A 22,026-nucleotide genomic window follows, 5' to 3' on the forward strand; every position below is an offset into this window, starting at 1 on the left:
ATGACCCATCACGGAGGATTTATGAGTTACAGGATCGACAACTTCATTGACGGCGAGACGACCGAGAGTCGCAGCGAGCGTTTCGGTGCCATCTTCAATCCGGCCACCGGCCAGCAGCAGGGCTCCGTCGTTCTCAGCACGGCCGACGAGTGTGCCGAGGCGATTGCCTGCGCCGAACGCGCCTTTGGGGAGTGGTCCCAGACCCCGCCGCTGGTGAGGGCCCGGGTGCTGTTTCGCTTCAAGGAGCTGATGGAGCAGCACAGGGACGAGCTGGCCCAGCTCATCAGCCGCGAGCACGGCAAGGTCTTCTCCGACGCCCAGGGGGAGCTGACCCGGGGGCTGGAGGTGGTGGAGTTTGCTTGCGGCATTCCCCACCTGCTCAAGGGGGAGCACTCTCTCAACGTGGGCCGCGGGGTGGACAGTCACTCCATGATGCAGCCGGTGGGGGTCTGCGCCGGCATCACCCCGTTCAACTTCCCTGCCATGGTGCCGCTATGGATGTTCCCGGTGGCCCTGGCCTGCGGCAACACCTTCATCCTCAAGCCCTCGGAGAAGGATCCGTCCCTCTCCCTGCGCATGGCCGAACTGCTCAAGCAGGCGGGCCTGCCGGACGGGGTGCTCAACGTGGTCAACGGTGACAAGGAGGTGGTGGACGTGCTGCTGACCGACCCGAGGGTCGGTGCCGTGTCGTTTGTCGGCTCCACCCCCATCGCCCAGTACATCTATGCCACCGCCTCGGCCCACGGCAAGCGAGTGCAGGCCCTGGGCGGCGCCAAGAACCACATGGTGGTCATGCCGGATGCCAATCTGGATCAAGCGGTTTCCGCCCTGATGGGGGCCGCCTATGGTGCGGCGGGCGAGCGTTGCATGGCGATCTCGGTGGCCGTGGTGGTGGGTGACGAGACAGCCGATGCCCTGGTGGCGAAGCTCTCGCCCCTGGTGGCGGCCCTGCGGGTCGGCCCCGGTCTCGGTCAGAGTCCGGAGAACGAGATGGGACCCCTCATCAGCCGGGAACACCTGGCCAAGGTGCGCGGCTACGTGGATCAGGGGGTGGCCGAGGGGGCCGAGCTGGTGGTGGATGGCCGGGGCCTGAGCCATGGCGAGGGCTACTTCATCGGGGGTAGCCTGTTCGATCGGGTCGGCCCCGAGATGCGCATCTACCGGGAGGAGATCTTCGGCCCCGTACTCGCCATCGTGCGGGCCCCGGACTACGAGACGGCCCTGCGCCTCATCAACGAACACGAGTACGGCAACGGCACCGCCATCTTCACCGGTGACGGAGATACCGCAAGGGACTTCACCACGCGGGTTCAGGTCGGTATGGTAGGGGTGAACGTTCCCATTCCGGTGCCCATGGCGTTTCACAGCTTTGGTGGCTGGAAACGGTCCATCTTCGGGCCGCTCAACATGCACGGGCCGGATGGGGTGCGCTTCTACACCCGGATGAAGACGGTGACCGCCCGCTGGCCCCAGAGCCTGCGCGCCGGCGCCGAGTTCTCCATGCCGACCATGAAGTGAGCCGCCGGCTCGCTGCAATGGCTTTAATCTCTTGCCCCCGCAGGCCACCGGTCTGCGGGGGCGCTTCTGTCAAGGAGTAACAGATGCGACTGGGTATTCTCGATTGTGACCGGCTGGACCCCGATTTGGTGGGGGATTTTGGTCCCGTTTACTCCGAGATGTTTATCAAGGGTTTCCGGGCGTTGGCCCCCGAGCTGGAATTTCGGGTCTGGTCCGCCCTCGACGGCGATCTGCCCCCGGATCTGACCGAATGCGATGCCTGGCTCATCACCGGCTCGCGTCACGATGCCTACAGTGACATCCCCTGGATCCTGGCGCTGCGCGACTGGATCCGCCGGGCCCACGATGCCAACGTCAAGCTGGCCGGGGTCTGCTTCGGCCATCAGGTGATCGCCCAGGCGCTGGGAGGGGAGGTAATGAAGTCCACCAAGGGGTGGGGGCTGGGGGTGTCGGTCCATGCCATGCAGACGACAAAACCCTGGATGGCGCCGGGGCTGGACACCATCCGCATCCTGGCAAGCCACCAGGATCAGGTGGAGCAGCTTCCGCCGGGGGCGACCCTGCTCGCGGGCAACGACTTCTGCCCCAACTTCATGTTCCTGCAGGGGGATCACATCGTCGCCATCCAGGGGCACCCGGAATTCTCGGTGGCGTACAACCGGGCCCTGATCGAGCGGCGACGGGACAGGCTGCCCGATGCACATTACCAGAGCAGTCTCTCTTCCCTGGAAGGGGAGGTGGATTCCGCCACCATGATGCAGTGGCTGCTGCAGTTCCTCGGCATCCTGCCGATCGGGGCCGACGCGCGCTGAACCCCGTTTGTCATATCCACCGCGCTGATGCTAGATTTTGTAGCAAAATGAAGGATCAAGCGGCGATATGCCCAGTCCGGATGATACACTGGCCGCCATTTTTGGCGGCCTAGTCCATCGACGAGCGCCGCGTCAGTCTGTGAGGGGGCAACCTTGAAACTACAGCAGTTGAAGTATCTGATCGCGGTGCGGGACCACAATCTCAACGTCTCCGTTGCCTCCGATGCGCTCTATACCAGCCAGCCTGGGGTGAGCAAGCAGATCGGCTTGCTGGAGAGCGAGCTGGGGGTGCGCATCTTCGAGCGCCGCGGCAAGCACCTGCACCGGATCACCCCGGTGGGGGAGGAGATCATCAAGTGTGCCGAGGCCATGCTCAATATCGAGAGCAAGATCAAGGCCATCTCCCGGGAGTACCTGGATCCGACCGTGGGCACCCTCAACATCCACACCACCCACACCATCGCCCGCTACCTGCTGCCGAAAAGCGTCACCTACTTCACCAAAAAGTACCCCAAGATCTCGTTCCACCTGCATCCTGTGATGTCCGCCACCAAGGAGCAGATCAGCAAGGGATACTCGGATTTTTCCATCGTGGCCCACGAGATAGGCTTCGACAAGGAGCTGATCGCGCTGCCCGCCTACCTCTGGACCCTCTCCCTGGTGGTGCCCCAGGAGCACCCCCTGGCCAAGGTGAAGAAGCCGACCCTGGAGCAGCTCTGCCAGTATCCCATCCTGAGCTACGAGAGCGGCGCCACCGGGCGTCAGGTGCAGGACAGGGTGTTCCAGGCGGCCGGCCTCACTCCCAACTACTACATGACGGTGATGGATGCAGGCGTCATCAAGCGCTACGTGGAGCTGGGCTTTGGCATCGGCATCATCTCCTCCCTGGTAGCCAACGATAGCGATGCCCCCGGCCTCGTGGCCATCAATCTGGAGCACCTGTTCGAGCCCTGCCCGGCCCAGATCTGCTTCAGCAAGAGCATCCTCTTGCAGAACTACATGTATGACTTCATCAGCTCCTTCTCCCCCCATCTCACCAAGGAGATGATCCAGAACGTGATGCAGCAGCCGACCCAGGCTCGCATCGACGAGCTGCTGTCAGGGGTGGAGCTGCCCGTCTACTGATCCCGCTTCCGTTTCTGTGCCGGCACCCCGGGGTGTCGGCCTCCTCCCGCCGAGGTTTCCATGTCCCGCATCCTGCTGCTCGCCAATCTCAACTGTGATCATGTGCTCTCCCTGGCCGAACCCCTGGTGGCGGGGGCGCGGCTGCAATATGTGGATCAGGGGCGCAGGCTCGGCGGCGGCGCCGCCAATACCGGCATCGGATTGGTGTGGGCGGGGCACGAGGTGATCATCGCCTCCCGGGTCGGGCTGGACGACACCGGTGACTGGCTGCTGGAGCAGGCTGCCTCATACGGCCTGGATTGCAGCCATGTGGAACGCTTTGGCGGCGAGACCGGCGAGCTGCTGGTGCTGGTGGACGCCACCGGTGAACGCACCATCCTCAGGCGCCCACGTCGTCCGGATCTGCCGGGGGATCTGCCGACCGAAGGGGTGGACTGCCTCTATGTGAACTATCCGGGCACCGCCATCGTGGGCTACATGCGCCAGATGCTCGCCAAGAGTTTCGTGGTGGCCCAATATCCCAAGGGGGGGCAGGCCCGCCGCCCCTGCCACGTGCTGGTGGCCTCCCGCTCCGATCTCGGCGAGGTGAGCGACCCCTGGCAGCATGCCCGCCAGCTCGCGGGGGATCAGCTCGAATGGCTGGTGCTGACCGAGGGCAAGGCGGGCGCCGTGGCCATTCACGGGGAGGAGCAGGTCAGGGTGGCGGCGCGACCGGTCTCCGTGGTGGATACCACGGGGGCGGGGGATGCCTTCGCGGGCGGCCTCATCCACGGTCTTGCGCGGGGCATGGCCATGGCCGATGCGCTGCAGTGCGCCGTGGACTGGGGCGCTTTCGCGGTGGCCTCAGAGAGCTCCATCCCTTCCCAGGCGCTGCGCAACTGGCTGAAACAGCCCCACTGAACTCGCCGGACAACGGCTCCGGCGATGGCAGAGGAGGTGGGGGTTTGTCGACGGAAACCGCCAAAACCCCTCGCCGAGGCGGCAAGTTTGCGATCAATCAAAGAAAGTGTCGATTTATGTACATCTTCGTCGACACCCGCCCGGGCTGCTCTTACCCTTGTGACTTCACGACTCGGTCGAAGAAGCCCATCCCGTGCGCACGCATGTGCAGACCCCCCTCTTTGGCCACCGGCTGTCGTCCTGATTTCTGGCTTGTAGTAAGAGGCAAGTGCGACCATGCAACTGACACGATTTACCGACTACGCCCTGCGTACCCTGACCTTCCTGGCCATCCAGCCCGGTGATCGCCTGTCGACCATCACGGAAGTGGCCGACACCTTCGCCATCTCCCGCAATCACGTGGTCAAGATAGTGCATCAGCTCGGCATCAAAGGTTACATCGAGACGGTGCGTGGCAAGCATGGGGGCATCCGCCTCGGCCGTGCCGCCGTCTCCATCAACCTGCGCGATGTGGTGATGGACATGGAGCACGTGCTCTGCCCGGTGGACTGCAAGCGCGAAAACTGCCGTCTCTCCGGGGGCTGCCGCATCCAGGGCATTCTACGCCGCGCCATGCACGCCTTCCTCGAGGTGCTGGGGGAGTACACTTTGGCGGATGCGGTGCGGGATCCAACTCGTCTGTGCCACCTTCTCGGTATAGAGCAGGATAATATCCTGACCATGGCATGATGCCACGGTGAATGACAGAGGGGCCTGCGGGCCCCTCTGTCATTGCCAGCGGTCAGAGCTGGGGCACAAGGGTGATGGCTCCGTGCAGACAGGCGAGGCCGCAAGCGCCGCAGCCATCGCAGGCGGCCATGTTGACGGTCACTCCCTCGCTGCCGACCTTGATCGCCTGCTGGGGGCAGGCATCTTCGCACAGCAGGCAGTAGTAGCCCTGACGGGCCTGGCAGCTCGCCTCTATCCTGACCCGGGTCTGCACCTGACGGCCGAGGCAGAGATCCAGTGCGCCCGTGGGGCAGGCTCTGGCGCAGCTGCCGCAATAGCTGCACTGGCCACAGGCGAGATCCAGCACTGGGGTACCGGCGATGGGGCTGCCGTCATATTCGGGGCGATCGGCGGGCTTGATGAGGCCGTTGGGACATGCCTTGAAGCAGTCGCCACAACGGGTGCAGAGGGTGAGGAACTGGGACTCGTCGATGGCCCAGGGCGGGCGTGCCTCATGGCAGACCACCTCGGGTCTGCGGGGGCTCCCCCATGCGTGTGCCAGCCAGCGACAGAAAAAATGCGTCATGCCCACCTCTATACCTATTAGGGGTTAATTTTATCCAGTTTTAGGCCGGCAAGCCAGAGAATAGCGGCGGGCAGGATCGCAAGCCGGGTTGCCCTTGTGTAAGCTAGGCGGGTCTTTTTGCGGGATTGAATGAACTCATGTGGCTATTTCTGTGGCGTGCTTCTCTGCTCTATGTCTTCCCCCTGCTGATGTGGGCCTACTGCCATCTCAAGGGTATCGAGTTCAGTGAACTGGATACCGGGGTCAACAGCCACAAGTGGGTGGTGCTGGCGGCCTATCTGCTCTATGTGCTGATCTGGTTGCTGCTCAACCGCTATCTCGAACTCTTCCTGCGCCAGCGGGGGCGCCGATGACCCCGCTGCTGACCTGGTGGCCTGCCATGCTGGCTGGCGGGCTGGCGCTGCTGTTCGGCTGGTGGTGGGGGCGACGCAGCGGCCGTGAAGAGGCGCTGCTGCTGGAGGAGCGTTATCAGGGGTTGCAGGATCGCTGGGACGCGCTGCAGGACGAGAAGATGCTGGCTCAGCAGAAGCTGGATCAGCAGCAGACCCTGCTGCTCAAGCTCACCGCCCGCCTCAAGGAGGCCGAGGCGACTCTGCGCAGCGAACGCATCGCCAGCGCCGAGAAGCTGCAGTTGCAGCAAGAGGCTGAGCAGCGCCTCGGCCAACAGTTCGAGAACCTCGCCAATCGTATCTTTGAACAAAATGCTGGAAACTTCCGCGAACTGAATCAGAACAGCATGGATCTCCTGCTGACTCCACTCAAGGAGCAGTTGGAGGGCTTTCGCCGCCAGGTGGGAGAGACCCACGCCCAGGAGACGGCCCAGCGCCACAACCTCAAGTTCGAGCTGGAGCGCCTTGCCGAGCTCAACGCCCGCATGACCGAAGAGGCGGCGGCGCTGACCCGGGCCCTCAAGGGCGACAGCAAGCAGCAGGGCAACTGGGGGGAGGTGGTGCTGGCGCGGATCCTCTCCGAGTGCGGCCTGCGCGAGGGGCATGAGTACCACACCCAGGTCAACATCGAGGTGGACAAGGGCAAGCGCTACCAGCCCGACGTCATCGTCCATCTGCCCCAGGAGAAGGACATCATCATCGACGCCAAGGTGTCGCTGACCGCCTATGAGCGCTGGTACAACGCCGCTGACGATCTGGAGAAGGCGGTGGCGCTCAAGGAGCACGTCGCCTCGGTGCGCAACCATATCCGCGAGCTGGGCCGCAAGGACTACCAGCAGTTGCCCGGGGTGCGCACCCTGGACTATGTGCTGATGTTCGTGGCGGTGGAGCCTGCCTTCCTTGCTGCCCTGGAAGCGGACCCTTCACTGGTGCGCTACGGGCTGGAACACAACATCCTGCTGGTGAGCCCAACCAACCTGATGGTGGCGCTGCGCACCATAGAGAACCTGTGGCGCTACGAGCGGCAGAACCAGAACTCGCGCCAGATAGCGGAGCGGGCCGGCCGCCTCTACGAGAAGCTGCGGCTGTTCGTGGAGGAGATGCAGCAGATGGGGGGCAGCCTGCACAAGGCGCAGGAGAGTTACGACAAGGCGATGGGCCGGCTGGTCAACGGTCGTGGCAACCTGATCGCCCAGGCCGAGCGCTTTCGCGAGCTGGGGGTCGAGGTGACCAAGCCCTTGCCGGACGCGCTGGTGGACAGGGCGCTGGAGCGGGAGGAGTCGGCGGACTGAGGGGAGTCGTCATTCGCCGGGACAACGAAAAGGGCAGCCATTGGCTGCCCTTTTCGTTTCATGCAACAGCCTGGACGGCTGCTTATTGCTTCCAGAAGGAGGGGAAGAAGAGCACCGCCACCGTCAGGATCTCGAGGCGTCCCAGCAGCATGCCGAACGACAGTATCCACTTGGCCGCATCCGGCAGACTGGCGAAGTTGGTGCTGGGACCGATGACAGGCCCCATGCCCGGGCCCACGTTGGCCACGGCGGTGATGGAGCCCGAGATGGCGGTCAGGGGGTCCAGCCCGATGGCGGCGAGCAGGGCGGCGATCAGCAGGATAATGGCGAAGTAGACCAGCACGAAGGAGATCAGGGAGCGGATGATGGCGTCGTTGACCGGACGGCCGTTGTACTTCTGGGGAAACACGGCGGAGGGGTGCATCAGCTGGCGCATCTGTTTCTTGAACAGGGCGAAGGCCACCTGGACCCGGAAGATCTTGAGCCCGCCCGAGGTGGAGCCGGAGCAGGCGCCGAGTGCCAGCAGGATGATGAAGATAATGGTGGTGAGCGGGCCCCAGGTGCCGAAGTCGCCGAGTCCGAAACCCGTGGTGGTGAGCACGGAGACGATATTGAAGCTGCTGATGCGCAAGGCATCCATGAAGCCGTAGATGTCTCTCACCCAGAGGTAGAAGGTGACGACCAGGGTCACCCAGACGATCAGCCAGAAGAAGCCCTGCACCTGGGCATCCTTGAACAGGCTGTTGTCACGGCGGGAGAGAGCCTGCACATAGAGCAGGAAGGGCAGGCCGCCGAGGAACATGAAGAGGGTGCCTATCCAGTGCGCCGCGTGGGAGAAGTGGGACATGGATTGATCGGAGGTGGAGTAGCCGCCGGTGCTGAGGGTCGTCATGGCGTGGTTGACCGCTTCGAACAGGTTCATGCCACTCACCCAGTAGGCGAGGAAGCAGAGCATGGAGAGCACCAGATAGACCAGCACTATGTTGTTGGCCACCGTTTTGGCGCGGGGGGCGCTCTTGTCGGACCAATCCGAGCTCTCGGTCTGGAACAGCTTCATGCCTCCGACGTTGAGGTAGGGCAGCACCGCCACCGCCATCACGATGAAGCCGACTCCGCCCAGCCACTGCAGGATGGATCGCCACAGCAGGATGCTGTGGGCCATGCCGTCGAGCCCCGACAGCACGGTGGATCCCGTGGTGGTGACCCCCGACATGGTCTCGAAGTAGGCGTCGGCAAAGTCGATATGGGTGATGAAGACGAAGGGCAGGGCCCCGAAGACGCAAGCGACCACCCAGACCGAGGTGGTGAGCAGGAACATTTCCCGCACGCCGAGGTGAAACTCTGCCTTGCGACCGTAATGGAGGCAGAGCAGGGCGGCACCATGGGTGATCAAGACCGACTTGAGAAATTCGACGAAACCTTCCGAACCGGTCAGCAGGGCCAGCAGGGTGGGCAGCCACATGAAGAGCGCCAGCTTGGAGAGCACCAGCCCGAGCGTGAAGACGATGGGATGCAGCTTGATCATGCAAGAAAACCTGGTCGTTGATTGAAAAAAGACCCGGACCTTTCCTGAGAAAAGGGGCCGGGTCCGGATACCGTTGCCAGAGACATGGCTGGCTTACAGGAAGAAGGGACTGGGCTGGAACAGACGCTCCACTTCCGGGATGTACTTCTTGTCCACCAGGAACATCACCACGTGGTCATCCTGCTGTATCTGGGTACGATCGTGGGCGATCAGCACCTCATCACCGCGCACCACTGCGCCTATGGTGGTGCCCGGGGGCAGCTTGAGCTCGCCCACTGTCTTGCCCACCACCTTGGAGGTGTTCTCGTCCCCGTGGGCGATCGCCTCGATGGCTTCGGCCGCCCCGCGGCGCAGGCTGTAGACGTTGGCGATGTCGGCACGGCGCACATGGGTCAGCAGGGCCGAGATGGTGGCCTGCTGGGGGGAGATGGCGATGTCGATGGAGCCGCCCTGTACCAGGTCCACGTAGGCGCCGCGCTGGATCAGCACCATGGTCTTCTTGGCCCCCATCTTCTTGGCGAGCAGGGCCGACATGATGTTGGCCTCATCCTCGTTGGTCACCGCGATGAAGACGTCGATCTGGTCGATGTGCTCCTCCGCCAGCAGCTCCTGATCCGCCGCATCGCCGCAGAAGACGATGGTGTGTTCCAGGTGTTCTGAGAGCTGCTCCGCCCGCTTCTGGTTGCGCTCGATGAGCTTGACGCTGTAGCGCTTCTCTAGCTGGCGGGCAAGGCCGGCGCCGATGTTGCCGCCGCCGACGATCATGATGCGCCGGTAGGGGCTCTCGAGGCGTTGCAGCTCCGACATCACGGCGCGGATATGGCCCGCCGCGGCCACGAAGAACACCTCGTCATCGGCTTCGATGATGGTGGTGCCCTGGGGGCGGATGGAGCGCCCCTGGCGGAAGATGGCGGCGACCCGGGTTTCGATGTTGGGCATGTGTTCCCGCAGGGTGGAGAGCGCATTGCCCACCAGGGGGCCGCCGTAATAGGCCTTGACCGCCACCAGGCCCACCTTGCCGTCGGCAAAATCCACCACCTGCAACGCCCCCGGATACTCGATCAGGCGACGCACGTAGTCGGTCACCAGCTGCTCGGGGGCGATCAGGTGATCCACGGGGACGGATTCGGGCAGGAACAGGCGATCCCGCTCCACCAGATAGGCGGGAGACCGAATGCGCGCCACCTTGTTCGGGGTGTTGAACAGGGAGTAGGCGACCTGGCAGGCGACCATGTTGGTCTCGTCACTGTTGGTGACGGCGACCAGCATGTCGGCATCCTGGGCGCCGGCTTCGCGCAGCACCCTGGGATGGGCGCCGTGGCCGTTCACCACCCGCAGGTCGAATTTGTCCTGCAGTTCGCGCAGGCGCTCGCTGTCGGTGTCGACGATGGTGATGTCGTTGTTCTCGCCGGCGAGATTCTCGGCCAGGGTGCCACCCACCTGACCTGCGCCCAGAATGATGATTTTCATAAGGCCATCTTACTCAAGGTTGTTGCTTCGTAATGAGGCGGCCCGTCACCGGGCCTGCCATCCGCCGGTTCGGCCTACAGCTTGATGAGCTTGGCATAGTAGAAGCCGTCCATCTCCGCCTCGCCGGGCAGGAACTGGCGACCCGGACAGGCCGGGGTGTCTTCTGCATGCAACGGCACCAGGCGGGCATCCGGGGTATCGGCCAGGAAGGCGCGGATCTGCTCCCGGTTCTCTTCCGGCAACACGGAGCAGGTGGCGTAGAGCAGGGTGCCGCCCTGCTTCAGCTTGCCCCAGAGGGCATCGAGAATGCGGCGTTGCAGCTCGGCCAGCTCGCGGATGTCCTGATCCCGGCGCAACCACTTGATGTCGGGGTGACGACGGATGACGCCGGTGGCGGAGCAGGGGGCATCCAGCAGGATGCGGTCGAACTGCCCCTGTGGCCACCACAGATCCGGCGTGCTGGCATCACCGTGGATCACTTGGGCCTGAAGGCCGATGCGATCCAGGTTCTCCTGCACCCGCTTGAGGCGGTTGTCGTCGGCGTCGACGGCAACCACGCCGGCAAGGGCCGGCTGGCGTTCCAGCAGGTGGGCGGTTTTGCCGCCGGGGGCGGCGCAGGCGTCCAGCACCCACTCGCCCGGCTGGGGATCGAGCAGGGCGGCGGCCTGCTGGGCGGCACCGTCCTGCACCGAGCAGTCACCCTGCTCGAAGCCGGGCAGCTTGGTCACGTCGCAGGGGCGCTCCAGCAGGATGCAATCTTCCCCTTCCACACCGGCCATGGCCGGGATACCCACCTCGCTCATGCGGGCCAGCATGGCCTCGCGGCTCTGGCGCTGGTTGTTGTTGCGGATCCACATGGGCGGGCGCTGGTTGTTGGCCTCCATGATGAACTCCCAGTCATCGGGATAGGCCTGACGCAGGCGCTTGGTGAGCCATTCGGGGTGGCCGAGGCGGACGCTGGGAACGCGGTCGATGCGCAGCAGGATCACTTCGGCGCTGCGCTGGAAGTTGCGCAGTACGCCGTTGATGAGGCCGCGCAGGGAAGAACCCTTGAGCAGCTTGACGGCGTTGACGGTCTCGGCCACGGCGGCGTGAGCCGGAATGCGGGTATAGATGAGCTGGTAGAGGCCGACCAGGATGAGGTAGTGGAAGATGCGGCTCTTGTTCTTGAGCGGCTTGTCCATCATCTCGCTGACCGCCGCATCGAGGCGGGGCAGCCAGCGCAGGGTGCCGTAGCAGAGTTCTTGCAGGAGGGCGCGATCGCGAGGGGCGACCTTCTCCTGGGCAGCAGGCAGAACGGCGGAGAGAGATTGACCCTGATCCAGCACCTGTTGAATGACGAGAGCAGCCTGTGCGCGTGTTTTCATAGCGTTACCTTAGATGCACAAGTCGGGGCCAGGGCCCCGCTTGTGTCAATTCAATCCAGATCAAATCAGTTGCGTGCCATGTTCAAACCAGTCGCGGCGAGAGTTGAGCAGATCCGAAACGGACATGGCCTTCTTGCCGGGAGGTTGCAGGGTCAGCAGGCGCAGCACGCCCTGGCCGGTGGCAACCTCGATCCCCTGCTTGTCGGCCTTGAGCAGGGTACCGGCTGCCTGGCCGTGATCCTGTGCGACGACCTCGGCCTGCCACACCTTGACGGTCTGTCCGGCGACGTCGAACCAGCTGATGGGCCAGGGGTTGAAGGCTCGGATGCAGCGTTCGATGGCAACGGCGTCCATCGACCAGTCGATGCGGGCCTCTTCCTTGGAGAGCTTCTCGGCGTAGTTGGCCAGCGCATCGTCCTGGGGCTCGGCAGCGGTGTCGCCGGCAGCCATGGCGTCCAGGGTATCGACCAGTGCCTGCGGGCCCAGACCGGCCAGCTTGTCATAGAGGCTGGCAGAGGTCTCATCACTGGCGATGGGGCAGGTTACCTTGCGGATCATGGCGCCGGTATCCAGCCCCACATCCATCTGCATGATGGTGATGCCGGTTTCGGCATCCCCCGCCCAGATGGAGCGTTGAATCGGGGCGGCACCACGCCAGCGTGGCAGCAGGGAGCCGTGCACGTTGATGCAGCCCAGACGCGGCGTATCGAGCACCGCTTTGGGGAGGATGAGGCCATAAGCCACGACGACCATCAGGTCGGCACCCAGAGCGGCCAGTTCGGCCTGCGCCGCTTCATTGCGCAGGGAGGCAGGTTGATAGACCGGCAGATCGTGGGCCAGCGCCAGTTCCTTGACCGGGCTGGCAGTGAGCTTCTGGCCGCGACCGGCGGGCTTGTCCGGCTGGGTATAAACGGCGACGACCTCGTGGCCGGAAGACAACAACGCCGCCAGATGACGGGCGGCGAAGTCGGGGGTACCGGCAAAAATCAGTTTCAGCTTGTTCAATGGAGCGGATCCTCAGAGGACTTTGCGATCTTCACGGGCCATCTTTTCCAGCTTCTGACGAATACGCTGGCGCTTGAGCGGGGACAAGTAATCCACAAACAGCTTGCCGACCAGATGATCCATCTCATGTTGTATGCAGATGGCGAGCAGATCGTCCGCTTCCAGCTCGAAGGTGTTGCCGTGGCGATCTTGCGCCCTGACCTTGACCCACTCGGCGCGCGGAACCAGAGCACGGTTGCCGGGCACGGAGAGGCAGCCCTCTTCGATGCCGGTGCTGCCGGACTGCTCCAGGATCTCCGGGTTGATCAACACCAGCTGTTCTTCGCGGTTCTCGGAGACATCGATGACGATGATGCGCTGATGAATGTCGACCTGGGTCGCGGCCAGGCCGATGCCTTCCTCCGCGTACATGGTTTCGAACATATCATCTACAATGTGTTGTAACTCGGGTGTAAAGGCTTCGACAGGGGCCGCGACTGTGCGCAGACGCTCATCGGGGAAACGCAATACATCTAGAATGGCCATAATTTTTTCTTTAGTTTCATATAAACGCAGTCAATATTGACGTAATTCTAGTCATTTACGCCGACAAAAAACAGCAACACTTTGCGTGCAGAAGTAACAGGGAGTGTTATGTATCTGAAGCAAATCGTCGTCGCCTGCCTGGCGACAGCCCTGGCCGGTGGCGCCATGGCACAGCAGTTGACGCTCAAATCCGGTTACCCCGAGACTTATGTGGTGCAAAAAGGGGACACCCTCTGGGATATCTCGGGCCAGTATCTGGCCGAACCCTGGCTCTGGCCACGCCTCTGGAACATCAATCCGCAGATCGCCAATCCCCACTGGATCTATCCCGGTGACGTGCTGCACCTGAGCTGGGTCAATGGTGAGCCTCGGCTCGGCAAAGCCAGTCAGGGGGGCAAGCAGGTTATCCGTCTTTCGCCCAAGAACCGCTATGAAAACAAGGCCAATCCCATACCGACTCTGCCTCTGAGCGAGATAGCGCCCTTCCTGCAGACCGACCACATTCTGGCCAACAGCCAGCAGAGCAAGGACCTGCCCTATGTGCTCGGCAACAATGACAAGCATGTCGGGATGCTGGAGGGCGACATTCTCTATGTGAAAGGAGCCCTGAACCCGGGCCAGAGTTATGGCCTCTATCGCCCGGGGGTGGCATACAAGGACAAGCATACCGGCGAGTCGCTCGGTCAGGAGGCGATTTTTGTCGGCACGGTGCGGGCAGAGGAGTACCTTGCCCACGACACCACCAAAGTGACGCTGACCCATAACCGGCGTGAGGTGTATCAGGGCGACAAGGTGATGCCGCTGCCATCGCAGGAGAGCATTTCTGCCGTGTTCATGCCAAAGGCGGCACCCTCCATTTCCCCCGGCTATGTGATCGAGCTGCCGAGCAAGGTACATGGTGGGGGCAAATTTGATGTGGTACTCATCAACAAGGGGGCGCGTGATCAGGTGGCCCCGGGCGATGTGCTCGAGATCCTGCGCCCGGGAGCCGAGATGGTGGACAAGAATGGCAAGGTGTCATACCGGGAATATTCATCCGTCTATGACAAGGCGTTCTATTCTGCCGGCAAGTCATCGCTGCCTGCCGAGGCCGTTGCCAGAGTCATGTTGTTCAAGGTCTACGACAAATTGAGTTACGGTCTTATCCTGCAGAGTCAGGATCTGGTCGGCTCTGGTTATCAGGTCAGTAATTTCTGACGTGTCCTTGCCACTGGAGCGGTTGTCGCTATGGCTGACGCTGGATGCCGTTACAGGCATAGGCCCGGTCACCGCCGCTCGCCTGCTGGCTCATGTGGGTGGTGACATCACAACTCTGTTTGACTCAGATGATGGCGCCCTGCGAGTTCTTGGTCTGCAGAGTGCCCAGATTCAGCAGATGAGATGGCCTCTTCCTGTCGTGGAGCAGGGATTGAGCTGGGCCGCCGAGCCCGGCAATCACCTCCTCTGTCCCGATGACCCCGCATATCCTGCCCTGCTCAAAGAGATCCCCGGCGCCCCGCTCTTGCTCTACTGCCGCGGGAACGTCTCATCCCTCTCCCTGCCACAGTTGGCGATGGTGGGTACCCGCCATCCCACCTATGCCGGCAAAGACAATGCGACACGCTTGTGTGCCGAGTTGGTGGGCTGTGGTCTGGCGATCACCTCCGGCCTCGCGTTGGGCATCGATGGAGTCTGCCATCAGCAGGCGCTGGCATCGGGCGGAATCACCCTGGCGGTGCTGGGATCCGGTCTGGATTGTCTCTACCCCAAGCGTCATCAGGGGTTGGCGATGCAGATCCTCGAGCAGGAAGGTCTGCTTGTCTCCGAGTTGGCGCCCCAGCAAGGCCCCCTGGCTGAACACTTCCCTCGCCGCAACCGTATCATCAGTGGTCTGTCGCTGGGGACACTGGTGGTGGAAGCGGCAGAACAGAGTGGTTCGCTCATCACGGCCCGTTATGCGCTGGAGCAGGGCCGCGAGGTCTTTGCCGTTCCCGGCGCCCCGCAAAATGCACAGGCAGCAGGGTGCAACCGTCTGCTTCAACAGGGTGCCAAGCTGGTCTTGAATGCCGCCGATATCCTGGAAGAGTTTCCAAGGCTGGTCTTGCCCCCCGGACCCGCCAACGGTTCTTCCGAGGCGCAGCATAATAGCGAATTGCCTTATGCCGATTTGTTGGATAACGTAGATTATGAGACCACGAGCGTGGATACCGTTGCCGAACGGGCCCGGCTTCCTGTCGATGTCGTACTGGGCAGGTTGGTAGAGCTGGAGCTGGTTGGTGCAGTGATGGCGGTAGCCGGTGGATACGTCAGAGCGAGGAGGGCGAATCATGTTTGATGTATTGATGTACCTTTTCGAGACCTACATCCACAGCGATGCAGATGTGATGGTCGAGCAGGATGAACTCACCGACGAACTGAGCCGGGCCGGTTTCGACAAGGACGAGATCGAGAAAGCGCTCAACTGGCTGGAGCGACTGGCCAACCTGCACGACAGCGAGCGGGAAGTCTATGTCACCGCAAGCCAGCAGGGCTCTATGCGGATCTATGCGCCGCAGGAGCTTGTTCGCCTCAGTACTGAATGTCGCGGTTTCCTGCTGTTCCTGGAGCAGGCGCAAGTGCTGAATGCCGAAACCCGTGAAATCTGCATCGAACGGTTGCTCGAGCTGGACAAGCCGGACATCGAGCTGGACGATCTGAAGTGGGTCGTCATGATGGTGCTGTTCAATGTGCCAGGCAGCGAAAACGCCTACCAGCAGATGGAAGAGCTGGTGTTTGACGAGTCGGACGGCGTCATCCACTGACAGCCCGGTGCCGCGCTGGTAGAATTCAGGCCATCTGGATTTCAAGGCGCGGCCCATGTCAAAGATCGATCACCACCTCTTCTCTGCCCACGAACATGCCTTCGAGCGCGAGCCGTGCCCGCAGTGTGGTGCTGAACTGGTGATCCGCCAGGGCAAACACGGTCCCTTCCTTGGTTGTTCAGCCTATCCCGCTTGCGATTACATTCGCTCCCTCACCCCCTCTGGCCGCGATATAGAGAAAGTGCTCGAGGGGTCGTCCTGTCCGGATTGTGGCCATCCACTGGCCATCAAGAAGGGTCGTTACGGTCTGTTTGTGGGATGTACCCAGTACCCGGCCTGTCAGCATATCGAATCCCTTCAGGAGAGTGACGATACCCAAATCCTCTGCCCGGAGTGTGGCAAAGGTCATCTGGTGAGCCGCACGTCCCGTTATGGCAAACAGTTCTACTCGTGTGACGCCTATCCTAACTGCAAGTATGTGGTGAATGACAAGCCGGTTCCCATGCCCTGTCCCGAGTGTGGCTGGGGCATCATGATCGAGAAGAAGGTGCGGGGAAACCTGCGCTGGGTCTGCCCGCAAAAGAAATGCTCCCACCAGATTGAGCGGGTATAATCTCGCCGCCCATGATCAGGCAGGCGGATTGCTGGTCAGCGTGAGGTTGTGAGCCGATGCACATCGCCCAACTTGCCCTGATCCTGACCTGGTCGCCATCTCAAGCTCCCTGCGGTTGCTCGGTTCACTGATGCACTCAAGCGTTGAACCGAAATGCATGACTGAAGAGGAGCAGGGATATAGCCCATATCGCAGCAGTGATGGCCCCGATGCCGTCATGTCGGTTCAACATACAATCCAGTGATGAGAGGCGGCAGCGTGGCTGTCGCATGTGCTTATGCCAAATGAATTTGAACAAGCGGTTGCCGCCCTTCAAGGAGAAGGGGTTATCGCCTATGCCACCGAAGCCGTGTTTGGTCTGGGGTGTGATCCTGATTCCGAAGCCGCCGTGCAGCGGCTGCTGGCCATCAAGCAGCGGCCGGTGGAGAAGGGATTGATCCTGATCGCGGCAGATCTGGCGCAATTGCAGGACTACATCGACCTGAGCCAGCTCAGCGATGAGCAGCTTGCTCGCGTGCAGGCGAGCTGGCCTGGTCCCTTCACCTGGATCATGCCCGCTCGCGCGACGACGCCGTCCTGGTTGACCGGTCAGTTCGAGACCCTGGCGGTGCGGGTCACAGGCCATCCCCAGGTGCAAGGGCTTTGCCGGGCATTTGGCAAACCGCTGGTGTCCACCAGTGCCAATCTCACCGGTGAGGAACCCGCTCGCCGGGTGGCTGATATTGGCGATCTGCTGGCAAGCCAGCTGGCTTACATTCTGCCCGGCGAAGTCGGGGGGCAAGCCAACCCGTCCGAAATCAAGGACGCCCGCACCGGGGCCATCATTCGCCCATCCTGAGTTGGGCACGACCCTGTTTCATGCAGGTTGTGCGATGAGGTCATGACAATACGAGAAGTGCAGGCAGTGCATGCATGATGCCTGTCTGACAGGAGATAAAATGAGCAAACCGGATGTGGCCCAGGTAAAAGCCTTCCTGCTGCAATTGCAGGATGATATCTGCCGTGGCCTGGAGCAGGCCGATGGATGCGGGCGCTTTGTGGAAGATGCCTGGAGTCGCGAAGGTGGTGGTGGCGGTAGAACACGTGTGCTGCGTCAGGGGGCGGTGATCGAGCAAGGTGGGGTCAACTTCTCCCATGTCTATGGCGATGCCATGCCGGCATCCGCGACCGCACATCGTCCTGAACTGGCTGGCCGCAGGTTTGAGGCCATGGGGGTATCGCTGGTGATCCACCCGCATAATCCCTATGTACCGACCAGCCATGCGAATGTGCGGTTCTTCATCGCCGAGAAAGAGGGGGAGGAGCCGATCTGGTGGTTTGGTGGCGGCTTCGACCTGACGCCCTTCTATCCGTTCGAAGAGGACGTGAGGCATTGGCACCAAGTCTCCCATGAGCTCTGTCAGCCGTTCGGCACCGACATTTATCCCGAGTTCAAATCCTGGTGCGATCGTTACTTCTTCCTCAAGCATCGGGGCGAGACGCGCGGGGTGGGTGGTCTTTTCTTCGATGACCTGAACCGCTGGCCATTTGCCGACTGCTTTGCCTTCATGCGTGCAGTGGGTGAGGGTTACCTGGCGGCCTACTTGCCGATTGTCGAGCGACGCAAGGAGCTTGCTTATGGGGAGCGGGAACGGGCATTCCAGCTTTATCGCCGTGGCCGCTACGTGGAATTCAATCTGGTCTACGACCGCGGGACCCTGTTCGGACTGCAGACGGGGGGGCGCACCGAATCCATTCTGATGTCGATGCCGCCGCTGGCGCGCTGGGAGTACGACTGGCAGCCGGAGGCTGGCAGCCCGGAGGCATTGCTCCACAGCGACTACCTCAAACCGCGCGAGTGGCTGTGACCAGAGGGGCCATGATGGCCTCTTCTTATTGGCCGATATTCGGCTTGTTCCTTCATGAGAAAACCCGTTAAATCGGGATATTGCTCTCAAAAGGAACGCCTTGATGGATCGTTATCTGGTTTTTGGCCACCCCGTGCGCCACAGCAAATCTCCCTTCATTCATACCCTGTTTGCCAGGCAGACCCAGCAAGCGCTGGAGTATGGTCTGGCAGAACCTGCAGTCGATGAGTTTGCCAGCGCTCTGAACCACTTCTTCGCCGAAGGAGGGAAGGGGTGCAACGTGACCGTGCCTTTCAAGGAGCAAGCCTTCGTGCTGGTGGAGCGGCTGAGCCCCAGGGCCAAGCGGGCGGGAGCGGTCAACACCATCAAACTGACTGATGATGGTGTGCTGCTGGGTGACAATACCGACGGCGCCGGGCTGGTCGCCGATCTCAAGGCTCACGGAGTGAACCTTGCCGGTAGCAGGATCCTGCTTCTGGGGGCCGGTGGCGCAGCTCGTGGTGCCCTGGCCCCCCTGCTGGCGGAAGCGCCGGGCGAGATCGTCGTGGTCAACCGTACCCATGCCAAGGCGGAACAGCTGGCTGTGGAGTTCAGGGATCTGGGCAGCATCACTGCTCAACCCTATGAACAGCTGGTGGGGCCGTTCGATCTCATCATCAATTCCACCTCAGCGAGTCTGCAAGGAGAGTTGCCACCTTTGGCGCCAACCCTCATCCACCCGGACATCGCGATCTACGACATGATGTATGGCGCAACGGATACAGCCTTCATCGGCTGGGCCAAACAACATGGCGCGCGCCATACCATGGATGGATTGGGCATGCTGGTCGAGCAGGCTGCTGAGGCCTTTACCGTATGGCGAGGGATCCGGCCCGGCACCAAGCAGGTATTGAGAGAGTTGCAGCGCAATCTGGGCGTCGTGTGAACCAGCTTGTGCGTTCTATTGGGCTGTCGGCAGGTCTGATGTAGAGATTCTGCATCTCTGGATAAGGGCTCCCTCGTGATGCGGCACGGCACGTGTGATGTGAAACGGTCGTTCTGCGGTGGGTGTGTGGCAGAACAGGTAACATTTTTATAAAACCATTGCATAACAATAAGTTACTTTTACTTTGCCGTCACTCGCAGAATTTTTTTGAGTTTTTTCTCAAAGCAGCGGAACTTCTGTAACGGACTGCTGACTAACTGGATAGTTGAGGAAGTGCTAGCTAGTCACCTTTATAACTCCCCGGTATTCGTACTGGGGATTTTTTTATCTGCATGAAAATTATGAATATTTTTTTCCTTCCCTATCTTTGAAACTAAATTACATAAATTACTTTCACTTTCTGCTGCTTTGCTGTACAGTTGTCGGCGTAGGGTACAGAGGTAAGATGTTCTATCTTTCAGACCTTTTATTTCACGTAATTGAATGTGGCTGAATAGCAGCCCCGATGAGTCATCGTCGGGGCGTTTTTTTATGCGCAACATTTAGAGTAAATGCTTTAATCGTTGCCGTTCTTTGTTAGAATGAAGGCGTTTCTTGAGAAAAACCAATCGTCTTTGTTCTCGAGAACTCGCTTTTTCCCAAATTTTTGAACTCTTTTCTTCAGGCCGGTTTGCAATGGCAAGACCGGCCTCATTTTTATCCCTATATTGCCTCATCGTGTAATTAAATTTCAGTTTCGTTTGTTACAGCCTTCAATTCTGATTTTTTACTCGATATCCATGAAAACGGTATCATGTTGATGATTAGTTAATTCTTTTCGCGTCGAAATATGCTATCAGTATGATTTAAATATATTTTTTGAGGTTATTCTTCAGAGATGGCGAAGGCGGGGAGGAAGGGCTCGGAGATGGGGGGATCATGAAAGCCTTTCAATCAGCGGAGGTCCAACTCCGCCAATTGCAGCCAGGGAGAGGAGTCGTTTATTCCTCGTTCTGATGATCTTCGTCGTTTGCCTGGGCGTTGTCTGCTTCGGACAGGTACCAGCCGCTCAGGGTCTGGGCCAGCTTCTCGACGCCGATATTGGTCAGAGAAGAGAATGCTTCAACCTGGATCTGCGGGCCCAGTTCTGCCACCGCCTGACGAACCTTGATCACCTGGTTGTTGCGGGGCCCCGGGCTTAACTTGTCCGCCTTGGTCAGCAACAGCATCACCGGCAGCTCACGGTGTGAACTCCATTCCAGCATGTTCATGTCGGTTTCCTTGAGCGGATGGCGGATGTCCATCAGGATTACCAGCCCTTTCAGGGACTCCCGTCGCTGCAGGTATTCAGCCAGTGACTTTTGCCACTTGAGCTTCATTTCCAGCGGAACCTGGGCATATCCATAGCCAGGCAAGTCAACCAGGCGTTTGCCCGGTTCCAGCTCAAACAGGTTGATCAGCTGAGTACGGCCAGGGGTCTTACTGGTACGCGCCAGGTTCTTGTGTTTGGTCAAGGTATTCAATGCAGACGATTTGCCAGCGTTGGAACGACCGGCAAACGCAATCTCGACACCCCCATCATTTGGCAGGTGGCGGATGTCGGGTGCGCTGGTCACAAAATGCACCTTATTGAAATTCAGAGTTTGTGTATCCAACGTAAATTCCCCATAGAGATAGAGGGTTATAGAGTTACTTTTTTGTGAAATAGTGTAAAATGGCGTCGCTTGAACGCGTTTATTTTAACATGCCTTCAGCGGCATGGGATCTGGAAGCCTAATAACGAGAAAGTTGGAACGCCATGAAGAACCTAGTCATTACACTTGCTCTGATGGTTGGCGTAACTGGGATGGCACAAGCCAAGGGCGATGCCGCTGCGGGACAAACCAAGGCTGCCGTCTGTGCGGCCTGTCATGGACCGGACGGCAACAGCCCAGTCGACATGTATCCCAAGATTGCTGGTCAGCACGCATCATATATCAAAAAACAATTAGTTGAACTGAAGGCTGCAGCTTCTGGCCAAACTGGTCGGGTTGCGCCCGTCATGGGACCCATGGCGTTGCCGTTGTCCGAGCAGGATATGGACGATCTTGCCGCCTATTTCTCCAGCCAGAAGGTGACGCCGGTTGCCGTGCCCGATGAGGTGGTTGCCGCAGGCAAGGCGCTTTATATGGGGGGAGACATAGGGCGAGGCCTGGCCGCCTGTACCGCCTGTCATGGCCCACGGGGTTCCGGCGTCGAGCAAGCGAAGTACCCCAGCCTGTCAGGGCAGCATCCCGCCTATATCAAGGCCCAGCTCACCGCTTTTCGTTCGGCGACCCGCGACAACGATCCCAATGGCATGATGCGGGATGTGGCCAAGAAGCTGACGGATCAGGACATCGAGGCGCTCTCCAAGTATGTGGCGGGACTTCACTGATATAGCCTGTTAGTTATCTTGTTGAAAAGAACAGGGAACCATTGTGTTCCCTGTTCTTTTTTGAGGTTGTCGCGATCGCCCGTAAACAGCCTGCATTGCTGTAAGAGATCTTCTATATACGGGGCTGGTTGTGTCTGAAAAATTGCTCACATACATTTTTTTATGTTTTGTTTTTCAATGAATTAAGAAATAGAACATCACTTTGTACCAGTTCGAAATGTGCTTTGGTTGATTGAGTCATCCA

22 protein-coding genes are annotated in these 22,026 nt (G+C 60.6%); 15 read left to right on the top strand and 7 right to left on the bottom strand.

The genetic code is table 11. The features are described from left to right. Positions 1-21: 21 nt before the first annotated feature. From BGO64_RS06925 to BGO64_RS06945, 5 genes are all read left to right on the top strand, one after another. Complete coding sequence (locus BGO64_RS06925) at positions 22-1,518, top strand: CoA-acylating methylmalonate-semialdehyde dehydrogenase (protein WP_039039524.1); 1,497 nt, start codon at positions 22-24, stop codon at positions 1,516-1,518. Positions 1,519-1,601: 83 nt separating this feature from the next. After that, the gene (locus BGO64_RS06930) at positions 1,602-2,330 is read left to right on the top strand and encodes a glutamine amidotransferase-related protein (RefSeq protein WP_010672496.1); all 729 of its coding nucleotides are present in this window, start codon (positions 1,602-1,604) and stop codon (positions 2,328-2,330) included. A 153-nt stretch (positions 2,331-2,483) separates the two neighbouring features. Next, positions 2,484-3,455, top strand: coding sequence for a LysR substrate-binding domain-containing protein (locus tag BGO64_RS06935; protein WP_041212153.1), 972 nt, complete (start codon positions 2,484-2,486; stop codon positions 3,453-3,455). Between the two features lie 60 nt (positions 3,456-3,515). Continuing rightward, a complete protein-coding gene (locus BGO64_RS06940) occupies positions 3,516-4,355 on the top strand; it encodes a PfkB family carbohydrate kinase (protein ID WP_010672498.1) in 840 nt (279 codons plus the stop codon). Positions 4,356-4,631: 276 nt separating this feature from the next. Beyond that, positions 4,632-5,084 carry an Rrf2 family transcriptional regulator gene (locus tag BGO64_RS06945; protein WP_010672499.1) on the top strand — a complete coding sequence of 151 codons (453 nt, stop codon included), beginning with the start codon at positions 4,632-4,634 and terminating at the stop codon, positions 5,082-5,084. A gap of 52 nt (positions 5,085-5,136) precedes the next feature. Here BGO64_RS06945 and BGO64_RS06950 read toward each other — a convergent pair whose 3' ends face one another. Continuing rightward, entirely contained in the window at positions 5,137-5,649 is a 513-nt protein-coding gene (locus BGO64_RS06950; protein ID WP_010672500.1) for a ferredoxin-type protein NapF, read from the bottom strand. A 137-nt stretch (positions 5,650-5,786) separates the two neighbouring features. On the opposite strand from BGO64_RS06950, the gene BGO64_RS06955 reads away from it, so the two are divergent. Both BGO64_RS06955 and rmuC read left to right on the top strand, forming a co-directional pair. Further along, the gene (locus tag BGO64_RS06955) at positions 5,787-6,002 is read left to right on the top strand and encodes a hypothetical protein (RefSeq protein ID WP_010672501.1); all 216 of its coding nucleotides are present in this window, start codon (positions 5,787-5,789) and stop codon (positions 6,000-6,002) included. Next, on the top strand, positions 5,999-7,330 hold the full coding sequence (gene rmuC / locus BGO64_RS06960) for a DNA recombination protein RmuC (RefSeq protein WP_045522434.1): 1,332 nt from the start codon (positions 5,999-6,001) through the stop codon (positions 7,328-7,330). Before BGO64_RS06955 ends, rmuC begins: the two co-directional genes overlap by 4 nt. Positions 7,331-7,412: 82 nt before the next feature. Here the strand turns inward: rmuC and BGO64_RS06965 are convergent, their stop codons facing one another. The 5 genes from BGO64_RS06965 to def all read right to left on the bottom strand — a co-directional run bounded on the left by BGO64_RS06965 (position 7,413) and on the right by def (position 13,222). Further along, positions 7,413-8,855: a TrkH family potassium uptake protein gene (locus tag BGO64_RS06965; protein ID WP_010672503.1), complete on the bottom strand. Its 1,443-nt coding sequence runs from the start codon at positions 8,853-8,855 to the stop codon at positions 7,413-7,415. Positions 8,856-8,948: 93 nt separating this feature from the next. Further along, complete coding sequence (gene trkA / locus BGO64_RS06970) at positions 8,949-10,325, bottom strand: Trk system potassium transporter TrkA (RefSeq protein ID WP_010672504.1); 1,377 nt, start codon at positions 10,323-10,325, stop codon at positions 8,949-8,951. 74 nt (positions 10,326-10,399) lie between these two features. Continuing rightward, on the bottom strand, positions 10,400-11,692 hold the full coding sequence (rsmB, locus tag BGO64_RS06975) for a 16S rRNA (cytosine(967)-C(5))-methyltransferase RsmB (protein ID WP_286700390.1): 1,293 nt from the start codon (positions 11,690-11,692) through the stop codon (positions 10,400-10,402). A gap of 60 nt (positions 11,693-11,752) precedes the next feature. Next, positions 11,753-12,697: a methionyl-tRNA formyltransferase gene (gene fmt, locus BGO64_RS06980; RefSeq protein ID WP_286700391.1), complete on the bottom strand. Its 945-nt coding sequence runs from the start codon at positions 12,695-12,697 to the stop codon at positions 11,753-11,755. A gap of 12 nt (positions 12,698-12,709) precedes the next feature. Next, positions 12,710-13,222 (bottom strand): peptide deformylase, encoded by a 513-nt coding sequence (gene def, locus BGO64_RS06985; protein WP_010672507.1) that lies wholly within the window; start codon positions 13,220-13,222, stop codon positions 12,710-12,712. Between the two features lie 108 nt (positions 13,223-13,330). On the opposite strand from def, the gene BGO64_RS06990 reads away from it, so the two are divergent. The 7 genes from BGO64_RS06990 to aroE all read left to right on the top strand — a co-directional run bounded on the left by BGO64_RS06990 (position 13,331) and on the right by aroE (position 19,387). Then, positions 13,331-14,419 (top strand): LysM peptidoglycan-binding domain-containing protein, encoded by a 1,089-nt coding sequence (locus BGO64_RS06990; protein WP_041212157.1) that lies wholly within the window; start codon positions 13,331-13,333, stop codon positions 14,417-14,419. A 1-nt stretch (position 14,420) separates the two neighbouring features. Next, complete coding sequence (gene dprA / locus BGO64_RS06995) at positions 14,421-15,536, top strand: DNA-processing protein DprA (protein WP_134996691.1); 1,116 nt, start codon at positions 14,421-14,423, stop codon at positions 15,534-15,536. Beyond that, complete coding sequence (locus tag BGO64_RS07000) at positions 15,529-16,002, top strand: DUF494 family protein (protein ID WP_010672510.1); 474 nt, start codon at positions 15,529-15,531, stop codon at positions 16,000-16,002. The genes dprA and BGO64_RS07000 overlap by 8 nt, the downstream gene beginning before the upstream one ends. A 55-nt stretch (positions 16,003-16,057) precedes the next feature. Beyond that, positions 16,058-16,615, top strand: coding sequence for a DNA topoisomerase family protein (locus BGO64_RS07005; RefSeq protein ID WP_049636717.1), 558 nt, complete (start codon positions 16,058-16,060; stop codon positions 16,613-16,615). Between the two features lie 277 nt (positions 16,616-16,892). After that, on the top strand, positions 16,893-17,453 hold the full coding sequence (gene tsaC, locus BGO64_RS07010) for an L-threonylcarbamoyladenylate synthase type 1 TsaC (protein WP_039039520.1): 561 nt from the start codon (positions 16,893-16,895) through the stop codon (positions 17,451-17,453). 100 nt (positions 17,454-17,553) lie between these two features. Next, a complete protein-coding gene (gene hemF, locus BGO64_RS07015) occupies positions 17,554-18,462 on the top strand; it encodes an oxygen-dependent coproporphyrinogen oxidase (protein WP_286700392.1) in 909 nt (302 codons plus the stop codon). A gap of 103 nt (positions 18,463-18,565) precedes the next feature. Beyond that, on the top strand, positions 18,566-19,387 hold the full coding sequence (gene aroE, locus BGO64_RS07020; RefSeq protein WP_286700393.1) for a shikimate dehydrogenase: 822 nt from the start codon (positions 18,566-18,568) through the stop codon (positions 19,385-19,387). Positions 19,388-20,367: 980 nt separating this feature from the next. Here the strand turns inward: aroE and yihA are convergent. After that, positions 20,368-21,021 carry a ribosome biogenesis GTP-binding protein YihA/YsxC gene (gene yihA / locus BGO64_RS07025; RefSeq protein ID WP_286700394.1) on the bottom strand — a complete coding sequence of 218 codons (654 nt, stop codon included), beginning with the start codon at positions 21,019-21,021 and terminating at the stop codon, positions 20,368-20,370. 143 nt (positions 21,022-21,164) lie between these two features. Between yihA and BGO64_RS07030 the strand changes: the two genes are divergently transcribed. Then, on the top strand, positions 21,165-21,782 hold the full coding sequence (locus BGO64_RS07030; protein WP_286700395.1) for a c-type cytochrome: 618 nt from the start codon (positions 21,165-21,167) through the stop codon (positions 21,780-21,782). Positions 21,783-22,026 lie beyond the last annotated feature (244 nt).

Origin of the sequence: Aeromonas sp. 62-46 (assembly GCF_001898585.1) — a bacterium.
GTDB lineage: Bacteria > Pseudomonadota > Gammaproteobacteria > Enterobacterales > Aeromonadaceae > Aeromonas > Aeromonas caviae.

Excerpts from the sequence above, each read along its gene's own strand:
- BGO64_RS07030 (WP_286700395.1), top strand. The coding sequence starts at position 21,165 with ATGAAGAACCTAGTCATTACACTTGCTCTGATGGTTGGCGTAACTGGG.
- BGO64_RS06965 (WP_010672503.1), bottom strand. The coding sequence starts at position 8,855 with ATGATCAAGCTGCATCCCATCGTCTTCACGCTCGGGCTGGTGCTCTCC.
- def (WP_010672507.1), bottom strand. The coding sequence starts at position 13,222 with ATGGCCATTCTAGATGTATTGCGTTTCCCCGATGAGCGTCTGCGCACA.
- trkA (WP_010672504.1), bottom strand. The coding sequence starts at position 10,325 with ATGAAAATCATCATTCTGGGCGCAGGTCAGGTGGGTGGCACCCTGGCC.
- BGO64_RS07000 (WP_010672510.1), top strand. The coding sequence starts at position 15,529 with ATGTTTGATGTATTGATGTACCTTTTCGAGACCTACATCCACAGCGAT.
- rsmB (WP_286700390.1), bottom strand. The coding sequence starts at position 11,692 with ATGAAAACACGCGCACAGGCTGCTCTCGTCATTCAACAGGTGCTGGAT.
- BGO64_RS06925 (WP_039039524.1), top strand. The coding sequence starts at position 22 with ATGAGTTACAGGATCGACAACTTCATTGACGGCGAGACGACCGAGAGT.
- aroE (WP_286700393.1), top strand. The coding sequence starts at position 18,566 with ATGGATCGTTATCTGGTTTTTGGCCACCCCGTGCGCCACAGCAAATCT.
- BGO64_RS07005 (WP_049636717.1), top strand. The coding sequence starts at position 16,058 with ATGTCAAAGATCGATCACCACCTCTTCTCTGCCCACGAACATGCCTTC.
- BGO64_RS06945 (WP_010672499.1), top strand. The coding sequence starts at position 4,632 with ATGCAACTGACACGATTTACCGACTACGCCCTGCGTACCCTGACCTTC.
- BGO64_RS06950 (WP_010672500.1), bottom strand. The coding sequence starts at position 5,649 with ATGACGCATTTTTTCTGTCGCTGGCTGGCACACGCATGGGGGAGCCCC.
- BGO64_RS06990 (WP_041212157.1), top strand. The coding sequence starts at position 13,331 with ATGTATCTGAAGCAAATCGTCGTCGCCTGCCTGGCGACAGCCCTGGCC.
- hemF (WP_286700392.1), top strand. The coding sequence starts at position 17,554 with ATGAGCAAACCGGATGTGGCCCAGGTAAAAGCCTTCCTGCTGCAATTG.
- BGO64_RS06955 (WP_010672501.1), top strand. The coding sequence starts at position 5,787 with ATGTGGCTATTTCTGTGGCGTGCTTCTCTGCTCTATGTCTTCCCCCTG.
- rmuC (WP_045522434.1), top strand. The coding sequence starts at position 5,999 with ATGACCCCGCTGCTGACCTGGTGGCCTGCCATGCTGGCTGGCGGGCTG.
- BGO64_RS06930 (WP_010672496.1), top strand. The coding sequence starts at position 1,602 with ATGCGACTGGGTATTCTCGATTGTGACCGGCTGGACCCCGATTTGGTG.
- tsaC (WP_039039520.1), top strand. The coding sequence starts at position 16,893 with ATGCCAAATGAATTTGAACAAGCGGTTGCCGCCCTTCAAGGAGAAGGG.
- BGO64_RS06940 (WP_010672498.1), top strand. The coding sequence starts at position 3,516 with ATGTCCCGCATCCTGCTGCTCGCCAATCTCAACTGTGATCATGTGCTC.